The following is a 12,364-nucleotide window of genomic DNA, read 5'->3' as shown; positions in this document are numbered from 1 at the left end:
ATCGCCAGGAGTAGACATTCCACCCGAAAGTGAGTGGGAGTGAAAGCCTACCGAGAGCTTCTGGCAAATCGGACAGTATGCAATATGGTGCTGATCAGTCTGCTGTTCCGGACTGTTCTCAACTCCCAATCCCTGCTGTTGGTAATGCATGTGCGGCACACGTTGCATCTTTCCTACGGTGCTGCGGGCTTGTTGAGCACTGTGGTCTACCTGTGCATGGCCGGAACCGAGCTGCGGCGCGGCCCGCGTCTCGATCGATTGGGCTTGCGCCCCACCATGGCTCCATCGATCCTGGTAAACGGGATCTGCTGGCTCATCGCGCCATTCGCTCCGTTTCCGGTGTTGCTGTTGCTCGCGGCGTTGGCGGGATGGTTCGAAATACCGGTCATCAATGTCGCGAAACAGGCCATTACGGTCGCCACGACCGAACGGGAGCGAAGGCCGGCGCTCGCCGCGTACGAGGTGACCGCGGACGTGTCGCTGTTGGTCGGGCCGCCGCTGGGCGTCGCGGTGATGAATATCTGGGACACGGCGATGGTGCTGCTCGTGGTCCGGTTGGTGGCCGTGGGTTGCGGTGTCCTGTTGCTGAGACGGAACCCACCGCTGCGAACCGAGACGAGCGAAGTGTCACGGCGGGTCCCACGGCGATCCTGGTTGCAGACCGGCTTCGTGACAGCATGTGTCGGATACGCCGCGGCCGCCGCCGTCCTCTGTGCGGAGGAACTGAGTGTCATCACGGCCATGCACGACTTCCATGCCAAGCATGCGATCGGACTTGTGCTGGCCATCGGCGCAGCCGGTGCGGTGGCCGGTGGGTACGGGTACGGCGCGATCTCCAGAACCATCTCGCCATACGTTCTGCTGGTCGGACTCGGAATCGGCGTGTCGCTCTGCGCCCTCGCGGTCGGGCCGGTTTCGCTGGCCATAGCCGTTTTCGCGGTCGGCGTGCTGGCCGGTGCTGTTTTCCCGGCCTGTACCGATCGGATGAGTGCTGCTGCTTCTGAGGACGCGCTCGGAGAGGCCCTCGGCTTTCATTTCAGTCTGATGTGGGTCGGCGTAGCCATGGGAAGTATCGGGGCGAGTCAGTCCGTCGACTTCGCCGGTTCGTCAGGAGGCATCCTGGCCGCAGCCACGATCGGTATCGGCGCCGGAATCGGGCTGGGCCGAATCGCGGCTCGCGCCGGCCCCATTCCCGGCGCGCCCGGCCCAGTGAATCGAGCGTTCATCGTCACCGCGACCAGGCGGATACTGGATATCGCGCAGATCACCCTTGCTCGAAATACCGATGGTTCACTCGACGTCCGACTCGGCGGAATTTACGCCTTCGAGAAGAAGGTGAAGCAGCCGGTTACCGGACAGTGCAACGGAACCGAATCCTCAGCCGTATCGTCAATAGATTCCGAGGCTGCCGACCCGGGTCGAACCGGAATGCGACAATTCCCGACGCCTTGGACCGAAACTCCTTCATCTCCTCAGCGAAAAGGCTCACCGTGGAGCCGGCCACCCGCTTGAACTCCGCGGTTTCGTCAACTGCTGTGGCTGCCCGGCTATCGCATCAGCATGTAACTAGTATTTCGGAGGTCGACCAACCGTGACACTTATCCGTACGCACAGTTCGAATCATCCGAATCCGCTCGGGCGCACAACCAGCACCACCTACGAGAGGCGTAGTCTCGATCGCGCCGTAAACCTATCGGATGCGCATTGCCGTCAACCGCTGACGCCCTCCCAGATCGAAATTGTCGAACGATTTCCAGAGCTGTTCCACGAGGCGCGAAATCAATCGCAGTCCGAGCTGGAAGAGGCGTTCCTCACCGCCTTTCTGCGCCTGGCGGGCGAGCCGATGCATCAGGATGCATCCAGATATATGCTGTCGTATTCCGCATCATCCGCGATAACAATGGTGGTGAGTTACTGCGCTCGCGCGGGAAAGCGAGTCGCCTTGATCGAGCCGGTGTTCGACAATATCTCCTCGATTTTGCGCCGAGAGAATGTCCAGCTCGTGCCGCTGCTGGAACAGGATTGCACCGTCGAAGACCTGCCTGCGGCGATGGCTCGGCTCGATCCTGCGGTGGTCTGGCTGGTCTCGCCGAACAACCCCACCGGATGGACGCTGTCCGAACCGGGGTTCAGAACGTTGGTGCAGTGTTGCGTCGACCGTCGTTGCACCCTGGTTCTGGACTCGTCTTTTCGATTCTTCTCACCTCTGCCGAGCGGTTGGTCGCAGTACGAGGTCCTGGAGGAATCAGGAGTCTCCTATATTGTGCTCGAAGACACGGGCAAGACCTGGTCCACCAGCGAGATGAAAGTCGGATTGACGGTATGCAGTCCGGATATGTACGCAGATATGTACCGACTGCACGACGATCTGCTGCAGAGTGTCTCTCCTTTCCATCTCCGGGTGCTGACAGAATTCATCGAGGACAGTTCGAAGCATGGCATCGAACACAGCATCCTTCCTTCCGTGCTGGAAAATCGGGCTATCCTCCGCTCGATTCTCGCGGACGGGGGATTGGAATTCGTCACCGAATCGCGATCGCCCGTCTCGGTGGACTGGCTCCGGCTCCCCGAGGGACTCGAGTGTGAGAATTTCGTCCATGAGGCGATCTGGGAGGGAGTGCACGTGCTACCCGGAACGAACTTCTTCTGGAATCAGCCGGAGCGCGGGAGAAAGTTCGTCCGCGTCGCCTTGGCTCGCGATCCGCAACTGATGTCGGAGGGTGCGCAGTTGCTGCGAGACACCGCAGTCCGGCTCGCCGCGAAGGACGCATGACCGTGCGCGGTCGATCGAGCCGTTATCGCGCCTTGCTCACCGGGGCTGAATTGAAGGCAGCCGAGATCGAATGGCTTCGTCAGCGGAATATCGAGGTAGAAGTCTGCCGTCACGACCTGTCCGAAGTCGAATTGGCGCGCGCTCTGCTGGGCAAGGACGCATACATTCTCGGTGGTGTAGAGCGTGCGACCGCTGCCGCGTTGTCCACTGCCGACGACCTCAAAGTCATAGCGTTCATGGGTGTCGGGTATCACGCCTACATCGATACCGCAGCAGCGACCGCGGCGGGAATCGCGGTGACCAACGCGCCCGGAGCCAACGCACGCGCGGTCGCGGAATTCGCGATCGGTCTCATGCTCGATGCCTGGCGCGGCATCACAGACCTGACAATGGAAACGAAGGCCGGTCGATGGCCCGAGACCCGGGCACGCGACCTTTATGGGAAGACGCTGGGCATTGTGGGAATGGGGACCATCGGCACCATCGTTGCCCGGATAGCGGTCGGCGGGTTCGGGATGCGAGTGGTCTACGTGAGTCGAACAGCCAAACCGGAACTGGAAGGAGACATCGCCGCTCGCCGGGTCGAGCTACCCGAGCTGCTCGCCGAGTCCGATGTCATCAGTCTCCATGCTCCATACGGCCCGCAGACAGCCCGGATGATCGGCGAAGCACAACTCGCTGCCGTCAAGCCCGGCGCGATTCTGATCAACACTTCCGAAGCGGAGCTCGTAGATCCGGCGCCGTTGCGAACCGCGTTGCTCGACGGTCGCCTCGCGGCCGCTGCCATGGACGGCTACTACGTCGTGCCCGCGCCCTCCGACCAGAACGATCCCTTCGGGTTGATCGCGTTGGGCAACGACAAGCTTCTCGTCACGCCGCACGCGGCCGGCGCTACCGAGGAGTCCTACCGCGCGATGCTCGCGGCTAATGCCGAGTCGGTCGAGAACATCCTCGAAACAGGAGAAGACCCACGAGTCGTAAACCCTGGCTTCCGCGATCATGCCCGTTGGCTGCCGGTGCGCCACCGCCGCTAGGACGTCGGCACAGCCGTCGGACGGATCCATCATCGACGTGTTGCAGCACACCCCGCCCCTTGCACCCGGGTGGCTGGCGGGCGAAGCGCGCACCGCGGGGCATCCTGCCGCCGCGATGGACAGGTGCTTTCTCCACGGACTTGGGTATCCGGTCGGTGTCCTGCGGCGGTCTCCGTCGTACTACCTGGGACGGAGGAGCAGCATGACTCACACGACTCACACCGGGCTTTCCGGCACCGCCGGTCGCGTCGCCCAGAACAGCGTGTTCGCGCGGTTCGCCCGCGCGGGCTACGTCATGTCCGGCCTCGTGCATCTGCTGATCGGCTACATCGCCATCCGGCTGGCGTTCGGTGGCGGCGGGAGCGCCGATCAATCCGGGGCGATGGCCGAATTGGCCGATAAGCCGGGCGGGGTGTTCACTCTGTGGGTTGGTGTGGTCGCGTTCGTGATGATGGCACTGTGGCGGCTGGTGGAGGCGGTTTTCGGCAGCGCGTCGAAGCCGGGCGCCGACAGCTGGAAGTCCCAAGTCTTCGATCGGGTCAAAGCGCTCTCGCTGTGCGCTGTCTATCTCGCGTTCGCCGTGACCGCGTTCCGTTTCGCCAAGGGCAGCGGGCAACCGAGTAGCAGTCAGAGTGTGGGGCTCACGGCGCGCCTGATGCAGAACACGGCGGGGACGATCGCTCTTGTCGTGGGTGGGCTGGTCATCATCGCGGTCGGCGGCTACCACGTGCACAAAGGCGCCACGCAGAACTTTCTCGACGATCTGAGCGGACACCCGAGTGCTTTCGTGCGGCGGCTCGGCACGGTGGGTTACATCGCGAAGGGGCTGGCCGTCGCCGCGGTCGGGTTGCTGGTGATCCTCGCCGCGACCGAATCCGACCCGAACAAGTCCGCAGGACTGGACGGAGCCATCAAGACGCTCGGCGCGCAGCCCTTCGGTGTGGTTCTGCTCCTGGTCGCCGGCCTCGGCATCATCACCTACGGTCTCTACAGCTTCGTCATGGCTCGCAGCGCCAAGATGTAGCGCCTACCGCTCGGCGGTCAGAAGCCTTGGTTGCCGCCACAGCTCGTCGAGCTCCTCGGGCAGATCCGGGACCGATCGCCCGTAGGACGCGGCGAGTTCGCTCGGACTCTCGCTCCGCACCGACCAGCCGTGTCCGGTCAGCCACCGGGCGGGATCGGCTCGCTCGTCGTCGTAGAACAACTCGGCCGGGTCGATGTCGCCGAACGGGTTGCAGCGGTCGAAATACTTCTTCTCGATGTTCGCGAAGCGCTTGACGTCGGTTCCCGCCACGAAGCTCTCCACGGCCAGCTCGCTGCCAGGGGTGGACCAGCCGTCGATGTGCTCGAAGAGCTTGTCCTGCGCGGCCCCGGGTAGATAGGGCAGCAGGCCCTCGGCGGACCATGCGGTCGGTTCGCCGGGTTCGAAACCCGCGCTGCGCAGCGCGGCAGGCCAGTCCTCGCGCAGGTCGACGGCCACCGGGCGACGATCCGCCTTCGGCCGCGCGCCGTTCTCGGTGAGGACTTTCTCCTTGAATTCCAGAACTTTGGGCTGGTCGATCTCGAACACCGTGGTACCCGCGGGCCAGTCGAGGCGGTATGCCCGCGCGTCCAATCCGGCGGCGACGATAACGGCTTGCCGAACGCCCCGCGCCGCGGCCGACGAGAAGAAGTCGTCGAAGAACTTCGTGCGGAAGCCCATGAACCCGGGTACCAGCGGGATGTCGTCCAGTTGGGAAGGGTCCGCCAACAGTCCGTTGAAATGTCGATGGCCCGAGGCCGCGACGAACAGGGGCGCGTAATCGTCCCGGATCAACGGATCGGGAGCGGATGTCTCCAGCGCCCGGAACGTCGCGACGCCCAATGCGGTGAGTCCGACACTACTGACGATGTCCCATACGTCTCCCTCGGTGCGCATAGGTCAGCCCACCACGGCGGTCTCGTGCTCCAGCACTTCGCTGGCCGCGCGTTCGCCCGAGCGAATGGCCCCGTCGATCCAGCCGCACATGACCGCCGAACTCTCGGTGCCCGCCCAGTGGACGCGGCCACACGGCTCGCGCAGAGCGTGGCCGAATTGGGTGAGCACACCGGTGGGCGCGTGGCTGAGCATCCCGCCGCCGGAATAGCGCTCGGCGCTCCAGTCCTGCTCGATGTAGTCGACGGGTGAGCCGGCCTGCCGGCCGAATCGCTCGACGAGTGCGTCGAGGATCGCGATGCGGCGCTCCGCGTCGTCGAGTCGGGCCAGCTGCCGTGCGATCGGTCCCTCGATGATGACGCACAGGACTCCGGGCCGCCCGGTGTCCGTGCACGCGTCGACGGTGATCGTCGCGGGCGAACCCGGCGCGGCGGACTGTCCCGACAGCCCGTCACCGCGCCAGAACGGCTCGTCGTACACCACGGAGACCTTGATGATCGAACCGCTCGGCATGCGCTGATGCAGGAAAGCGCGATCGGCGGGCAGCATCGGCCGGTACGAGATCTGGCCGGCGATAGCGAGGGGAACGGTGACGATCGCCCGGCGCGCGCGCAGCCGGAGGTCGGTCGCGCGGACGGTCACCCCCGAGTCGTCCTGATGGATGCAGCGGACCGGCTGCGAGAGGTGGATCGCATCGCCGAGCTCGGCCGCCATCGGACGGTAGATCGCGCCCATGCCGCCGACCGGCCGCGCGTCCTGCGCCGCGTCTTTGACGCCGAGGACGAAGCTCGGCCCGCCACCCGAGGCCATCTGGTACAGGACGAACAGCAACGAGACCTCCGAAGCCGCCGAGGTGTAGCAGCCCGCGATGGCGGTCTCGAGCAGATCGTGCGCGGGCTTGGAAAGGACATTGGCTTCCAGCCAGTGCGCCAGGCTTACCTGATCCCATTTGTCGGCTTTCTTCGCCGCCCACGGCGCTTCCAGCGGAACCGACTTGCACATATGTCCCAGCTCGAGGAATACCGCGCCGAGGTTCATCGACGCCCACGGGCTCATCGTCCACGGGATCGTGCCCGTGTAGCGGTGCTGCTTGCCGTCGACGACCATCATGGCCTCGCCGTCGGTGTACTGCTTGTAGCTCGGTACGCCGAACTCGGTCATCAGCGCTTGGATGCGGTCCTGTCCCGGCCCGATCCAGGCGCCGCCGCGATCGATCCACGACCCGTCGTCGCGTACCTGGGTGAAGGTGCGGCCGCCGAGCCGGTCCCTGGCTTCCAGCAGCGCCACCGACCGACCCATCTGTTTCAGCCGCAGCGCGGCCGTCAATCCCGCGAATCCCCCGCCGATTACGCAAAAGTCGACGTCTGTCATGGCGTGCCGTCCTCGGGTTGCAGTTTCGCGCACGGCCGCCGTGCTACTGCGCTCGACCGGCGCACTCGACACAGCGGGTGCGATTCGCCTTCGATCAGGTCAACGCGTCGAATATCGGGGCAATTCTATAGCAACTTGCAGTGAGGGGTCATCTCGAGTCGTTTCCGGTGCAGAGGGCGTGCGAGCTGCTTAGGCTCACGAATCTTGCTGCCCGATCGCCTGGAGCCTCCTCGATGACGACGTCCCCGCCCTCCGCACACAGCCGCGCACCGCACGGTTCGCCGATCGACACCGACGGCCCGCGGATTCCTTTGTTCGCCGCGGAATTCGCCGCGGACCCGCACAGCGCCTATCGCGAGATGCGGGAGCGTTACGGATCGCTGGCGCCGGTGGAATTGGCCCCGGGTGTACCTGCCACCTTGGTGCTCGGGTATCACACCGCCGTGCGGATCTTGAACGATCCGGAGCACTTTCCGGCCGACCCCCGCACGTGGCAGCAGGACATCGCCGCCGACTGCCCGGTGCTGCCGATGATGCAGTGGCGGCCGAACGCGTTGCGCAACGCCGGAGCCGAGCATGCCCGCTATCGGCAGGCCAACGTCGCGGGTCTGGCCAAGGTCGACCTGTACGGCTTGCACGACACCGTGGCGCAGCTGGCGACACCGTTGATCAATTCGTTCTGCGCGGACGGGTCGGCGGATATCGTGCGCCAGTACGCTTTTCCGCTCGCTTTCGCGGTGCTGAACGCCATGCTGGGTTGCCCGGCCGAGATCGCGCAGCGCGCCGCGACCGGTATGGCCGCGATCTTCGAGGGCATCGACGCGGAACGCGGGAACAAGATGCTGACCGATTCGCTGGCCGAGTTGACGGTACTGAAGCGGGCCGATCCAGGCGACGACATCACCACGCGCATGCTCAGGCACCCATCCGGGCTGAACGACACCGAGATGGTCCACCAGCTGGGCACGCTCTACGGCGCGGGCATCGAGCCGCAGCAGAATCTGATCGTCAACACCCTGCTGCTGATTCTCACCGACGAGCGGTTCGGCGGCAGCGTGCTCGGTGGCAGTCTGTCGACCCGGGACGCGCTCGACGAGGTGCTGTTCAACGACCCGCCGATGGCGAATTTCTGCTTCAGCTTCCCGAAGCAGCCGATCCTGATCGACGACGTCTGGTTGCCTGCCCATCAGCCGGTCGTGATCAGCATGGCCGCCTGCAACACCGATCCGGCGATCCGCGCCGAACGCTACGCGGGCAACCGCGCCCATCTCGCGTTCGGCGGCGGGCCGCACGCGTGTCCGGCGAACTCGCTGGCTTACCTGATCGCCCAGGACGCGATCGATCAACTGCTGGACGCGCTGCCGGAGCTACGTCTCGCGGTGCCGGTGGACGAGCTGACCTGGCGTCCCGGTCCGTTCCATCGAGCGCTGACCGCCTTGCCGGTCGTATTCCCTGAGTCGCAGGCGCTGCCGCTGCCGTAGTACCCGGGCCGGGTCGGAAACGCGAAAGCCGGATCGCTGACCATCTCGGTGACGTGCACGGTGGGCCGATATCCGAGCTACTACCCGGACACCGCGCTGGGGGGCATGGTCGCCGCGGTCGGCGGGCTGGTCTGTCAGGCCCGGGTACCTGTTCGCGCCGAGGCGTACGGGCGACGGGTGTGCTTCGGTGCGCGGGTCGGAGTTACCCGGCATCCGCGAGCAGCCGGTAACGGATCTCCAGCCCGTCCAACAGGGATTCCAGACCGACTTCGAAGGCGTCCCGATCGATTCTCTGCTGCCGCTCGGCCAGCAGGTGCGCCTCGTTCAGGTGCGGATAGGCGTCGGCGTATACCGCGACGTCGGAAGGGAAGCCCGCGGCGAACGATCCAAGCGACGCTCCGGTGAGGAAGTAGCGCATGGTCGTGCCGACCGTGGTGGCCTCGCGGCGCGGCCAGCCCGCCGCGACGAGGCCGCCGAAGACCGCGTCGGCCATCCGCAACGCGTTGGGGCGATGACCGGGACCGCTCGCCAAGGCGGGAACGATGTGCGGGTGTGCCGCCATGGCGGTGCGGTAGGAACGGGCCCAATCGCGCAGTGCCGAGCGCCAGTCCCGATCCTCGGCCGACAATCCCTCGAACATCGCGATGTCGACTTCGCCGAGGACGGCGTCCACGACGGCATCGATCAGGTCGTCCTTGGTGCGGACGTGGTTGTACAGCGAGGGGCCCTGCACACCCAGCTCGGTGGCCAGGCGCCGCGTGGAGACAGCGGCCAGACCCTCGGCGTCGACCAGGGTGAGGGCGGTGTCGATGATGCGATCGCGGGTCAGCAGCGGTCGGCGTGGTCGTGCCATGAGCTCTCCTTTCGGTCCTCGCATTCTCGCAGGCGCGGGACACGATACTTGCGCCGCTAGTTTCGGTGCCCTACGGTGAGCGGAAAACTTGCGGTGCTAGTTTTGGAGAGCGATGTCGAGATTCACCAGGCGGTCGGCATGAACGCGACACTGTCGGTAGCCAGCATTCCGGCCGAGCAGGCCAGACGGCGCCCTGACCGGGTCGCCCTGATCGACGGGGCGCGGCGGATCACTTTCGCCGAGTTGTGGCTTCGGGCGCGGGCCCAGGCCGCGGCCTTGATCGGGCTCGGTGTGCGGCCTGGTGACCGGGTGGCGCTCATGTGCCCGAATGTCGTCGACTTCCCGGTCGCCTACTACGGAATCCTCGCCGCGGGAGCGGTGGTGGTGCCGGTGCACCCGTTGTCCACGTCCGCCGAGGCCGAATACATGCTGCGCGACAGCGCGGCGCGGCTTCTGCTGTGCCATCCGGTTTTCGCCGAAGCGGGCCATCCGGCGGCCGCCGCCGTCGGCCTTCCCTGCCGTGCGCCGGATTCCCTTGTCGCGGAACCGATCGCCTCGTTCGTCTCGCGACAACCCGCGGACCCCGCGGTCGTGTTCTACACCAGCGGCACCTCCGGCAGGCCGAAAGGCGCCGAGTTGAGTCACCTGAACCTGGTGATGAACGCGACGGTCAACGCCTTCGACGCGAACGACGTACGCGCCGACGACGTGGCACTGGGCGCGTTGCCGTTGTCGCACGTGTTCAGCCAGACGGTCTCGATGAACTCGATCTGGCGCGCGGGCGCGGCGCTGGTGCTGATGCCGCGCTTCGAGCCGGCCGAGGCCATCCGGCTCATGGTCGAGCACGGCGTCAACACTTTCCACGGTGTGCCGACGATGTACGTCCGGTTGATATCCGCCGCACGCGAGCGGACGAGCCTGCCGCGGCTGCGGCTGTGCATCTCCGGTGGCGCGTCGCTGCCGCAGCCGGTGCTGGAGGCGTTCGAGGAGACGTTCGGCGCGCGAATCCTGGAAGGCTATGGCTTGTCGGAGACCTCGCCGACCGCGGCGGTCAACCAGCCGATATTCGGTTCTCGGGTGGGTACCGTCGGGCATCCGGTCTGGGGTGTCGAGGTGGAGATCGCCGATCCCGCCCTGGCCGAGCGGATCGCGTTGCTGCCGGCCGGGGAACTCGGCGAAGTGGTGATTCGCGGTCACAATCTGTTCAACGGGTACACGGGCAATCCGGATGCCACGGCGGCGGTGGTGGTCGACGGCTGGTTTCGCACCGGAGATCTCGGCGTGAAGGACACCGACGGTTATCTGCGGATCGTCGACCGGATCAAGGAGATGATCATCCGCGGCGGGTACAACGTGTATCCCAGCGAGGTGGAGGCGGCGCTGCTGCGGCATCCGGGTGTCGCCGCCGTCGCGGTCATCGGCATCCCGGACGAGGTCTTCGGTGAGGAGATCTGCGCGGTCGTAGTGCCTTCCGGGCCGATCACCGCCGAGGACGTGCTCGCCTTCGGACGTGAGCACCTGGCCAAGCACAAATCCCCGCGCCGAGTGGAATTCGTCGCGGAACTGCCGCTCGGGCCCAGTCACAAAATCATGAAACGAAAATTGAAAGAACAGTTCGCCGCCCGCTGACCTCAGGTGGGCCGATTCCGGCCACGCGGCGGAATTTTTTGTATCCGGAGCCCAATTATGTCCGGCAACTTATGTGTCGAGCGCAGTGACAGTGCTCCGCAGCTGCTTCAGGATGAAAGTGTTCGTATCAAGAGAATGCGAACACATCTATGGAAGGCTTTGCAATGAAGCACAGGATTCGTCGCGGTCTGCTCGGTGTGGTTGTCGTGGCACTTTCCATGAGCGTGGGAGCGGGTGCGGTACACGCCGAACTCGAAACGCCTACCGTGGAGCAGCAACTCGTCGACGAACTGAACGCGGGCCTCTCGCCCACGCCGGACGGCAGGCAGCCCAAGGCGATCGTCGACTCGGGCAGCAGTTCCGGTTCCGCCTCGCGCAGTTTCGCCTCCGCCGCGGTCGGCGAAGGGCCGGAGATGCCTGCCTACCTGGCCGCCTTCCTGCACGGAGTCGGTCATCCCGACGCATCTCCGCCGGGAGCGAATCGGCCGGACTGCACGCCTTCGGCCGCGCACCCGCGGCCGGTCGTCCTCGTCCACGGAACCTGGCTCAACGCCTATGACTCCTTCGCGTACCTGTCACCGCGGCTGGCACGGGCCGGTTATTGCGTCTACGCCTTCAATTACGGCCGCTCCGGCGTGCTGGAAGGCGGTGGTATCGGTCCGATCCTGCCGGGCCGGTACGGCGTCGGTCCGATGGAGGATTCCGCGCGACAGTTGCGCGATTTCGTCGAGCAGGTGCGCGCCGCGACCGGTGCGGATCGGGTGGATCTCGTCGCGCATTCTCAGGGCGGGCCGGTGTCGAGCCAATACCTGAAATTCGAAGGCGGCGCCGAAAAAGTCGGCAAGCTCGTCACGTTCGGCGCCACCCATCACGGCACCTCGTTGTTGGGAATGGCTACTTTGGGGCGGCTGATCACCAATCTAGGCGTCAACATTCTGGGATTCTATGAACCGGTCATCGGTCAGGCCAATATTCAGCAGGCGGTGGGCTCGGCGTTCTACGCGAAGCTGAACGAACACGGTGACACCGTCCCCGGTGTCGAGTACACCTCGGTCGGCACCAGTCACGACGAGATCTCCAACCCGTACGAATGGACCTTCCTGACTCCGGGGCCGGACGCGACCGTGCACAACATCACCCTGCAGGACGGCTGCGCCCAGGATCTGTCCGATCATCTGACGATCATGTACTCCCCGCGTGCGGCCTCGATCGCACTGCGTGCGCTCGACCAGGAGGCGAACTCGCCGCTGGATTGCGCGTTCAATCCATGGATGATCGGCGGAGCGGATCACTGATCAGCCATGCGCA

At 65.3% G+C, this 12,364-nt stretch carries 10 protein-coding genes; 7 read left to right on the top strand and 3 right to left on the bottom strand.

What is annotated here, in order from left to right:
* Positions 1-39 precede the first annotated feature (39 nt).
* The 4 genes from ACWESM_RS03900 (at position 40) to ACWESM_RS03885 (ending at position 4,831) form a co-directional block, all read left to right on the top strand.
* Positions 40-1,512, top strand: a complete 1,473-nt coding sequence (locus ACWESM_RS03900; protein ID WP_452490919.1) for an MFS transporter — start codon at positions 40-42, stop codon at positions 1,510-1,512.
* A 79-nt stretch (positions 1,513-1,591) separates the two neighbouring features.
* On the top strand, positions 1,592-2,773 hold the full coding sequence (locus ACWESM_RS03895) for a pyridoxal phosphate-dependent aminotransferase (RefSeq protein ID WP_452490918.1): 1,182 nt from the start codon (positions 1,592-1,594) through the stop codon (positions 2,771-2,773).
* Positions 2,770-3,807, top strand: a complete 1,038-nt coding sequence (locus ACWESM_RS03890) for a 2-hydroxyacid dehydrogenase (RefSeq protein WP_364429535.1) — start codon at positions 2,770-2,772, stop codon at positions 3,805-3,807. Before ACWESM_RS03895 ends, ACWESM_RS03890 begins: the two co-directional genes overlap by 4 nt.
* 202 nt (positions 3,808-4,009) lie before the next feature.
* A complete protein-coding gene (locus ACWESM_RS03885; protein ID WP_364429532.1) occupies positions 4,010-4,831 on the top strand; it encodes a DUF1206 domain-containing protein in 822 nt (273 codons plus the stop codon).
* Between the two features lie 3 nt (positions 4,832-4,834).
* Here ACWESM_RS03885 and ACWESM_RS03880 read toward each other — a convergent pair whose 3' ends face one another.
* Both ACWESM_RS03880 and ACWESM_RS03875 read right to left on the bottom strand, forming a co-directional pair.
* Entirely contained in the window at positions 4,835-5,725 is an 891-nt protein-coding gene (locus tag ACWESM_RS03880) for a class I SAM-dependent methyltransferase (protein WP_452490917.1), read from the bottom strand.
* Positions 5,726-5,728: 3 nt separating this feature from the next.
* A complete protein-coding gene (locus tag ACWESM_RS03875) occupies positions 5,729-7,093 on the bottom strand; it encodes a flavin monoamine oxidase family protein (protein ID WP_452490916.1) in 1,365 nt (454 codons plus the stop codon).
* A gap of 233 nt (positions 7,094-7,326) precedes the next feature.
* Here ACWESM_RS03875 and ACWESM_RS03870 point away from each other — a divergent pair, with 233 nt between their 5' ends.
* Positions 7,327-8,574: a cytochrome P450 gene (locus ACWESM_RS03870; protein WP_356961010.1), complete on the top strand. Its 1,248-nt coding sequence runs from the start codon at positions 7,327-7,329 to the stop codon at positions 8,572-8,574.
* Positions 8,575-8,776: 202 nt separating this feature from the next.
* On the opposite strand, the gene ACWESM_RS03865 is transcribed toward ACWESM_RS03870, so the two are convergent.
* Positions 8,777-9,427, bottom strand: a complete 651-nt coding sequence (locus ACWESM_RS03865; RefSeq protein ID WP_355077793.1) for a TetR/AcrR family transcriptional regulator — start codon at positions 9,425-9,427, stop codon at positions 8,777-8,779.
* A 138-nt stretch (positions 9,428-9,565) separates the two neighbouring features.
* Here ACWESM_RS03865 and ACWESM_RS03860 point away from each other — a divergent pair, with 138 nt between their 5' ends.
* Together ACWESM_RS03860 and ACWESM_RS03855 are read left to right on the top strand one after the other, a co-directional pair.
* Entirely contained in the window at positions 9,566-11,056 is a 1,491-nt protein-coding gene (locus ACWESM_RS03860; protein ID WP_452490915.1) for a long-chain-fatty-acid--CoA ligase, read from the top strand.
* A 164-nt stretch (positions 11,057-11,220) separates the two neighbouring features.
* The gene (locus ACWESM_RS03855; RefSeq protein ID WP_452490914.1) at positions 11,221-12,351 is read left to right on the top strand and encodes an esterase/lipase family protein; all 1,131 of its coding nucleotides are present in this window, start codon (positions 11,221-11,223) and stop codon (positions 12,349-12,351) included.
* Positions 12,352-12,364 lie beyond the last annotated feature (13 nt).

Source organism: Nocardia sp. NPDC003999, assembly GCF_053604885.1.
The sequence above is the reverse complement of the archived record's forward strand: the minus strand, read 5'-3'. Positions and strand labels throughout refer to the sequence as shown.

Bases quoted from the DNA above. Each gene is read 5' to 3' on its own strand.
- ACWESM_RS03890 (WP_364429535.1), top strand. From the start codon at position 2,770: ATGACCGTGCGCGGTCGATCGAGCCGTTATCGCGCCTTGCTCACCGGG.
- ACWESM_RS03885 (WP_364429532.1), top strand. From the start codon at position 4,010: ATGACTCACACGACTCACACCGGGCTTTCCGGCACCGCCGGTCGCGTC.
- ACWESM_RS03880 (WP_452490917.1), bottom strand. From the start codon at position 5,725: ATGCGCACCGAGGGAGACGTATGGGACATCGTCAGTAGTGTCGGACTC.
- ACWESM_RS03875 (WP_452490916.1), bottom strand. From the start codon at position 7,093: ATGACAGACGTCGACTTTTGCGTAATCGGCGGGGGATTCGCGGGATTG.
- ACWESM_RS03870 (WP_356961010.1), top strand. From the start codon at position 7,327: ATGACGACGTCCCCGCCCTCCGCACACAGCCGCGCACCGCACGGTTCG.
- ACWESM_RS03865 (WP_355077793.1), bottom strand. From the start codon at position 9,427: ATGGCACGACCACGCCGACCGCTGCTGACCCGCGATCGCATCATCGAC.
- ACWESM_RS03860 (WP_452490915.1), top strand. From the start codon at position 9,566: ATGAACGCGACACTGTCGGTAGCCAGCATTCCGGCCGAGCAGGCCAGA.
- ACWESM_RS03855 (WP_452490914.1), top strand. From the start codon at position 11,221: ATGAAGCACAGGATTCGTCGCGGTCTGCTCGGTGTGGTTGTCGTGGCA.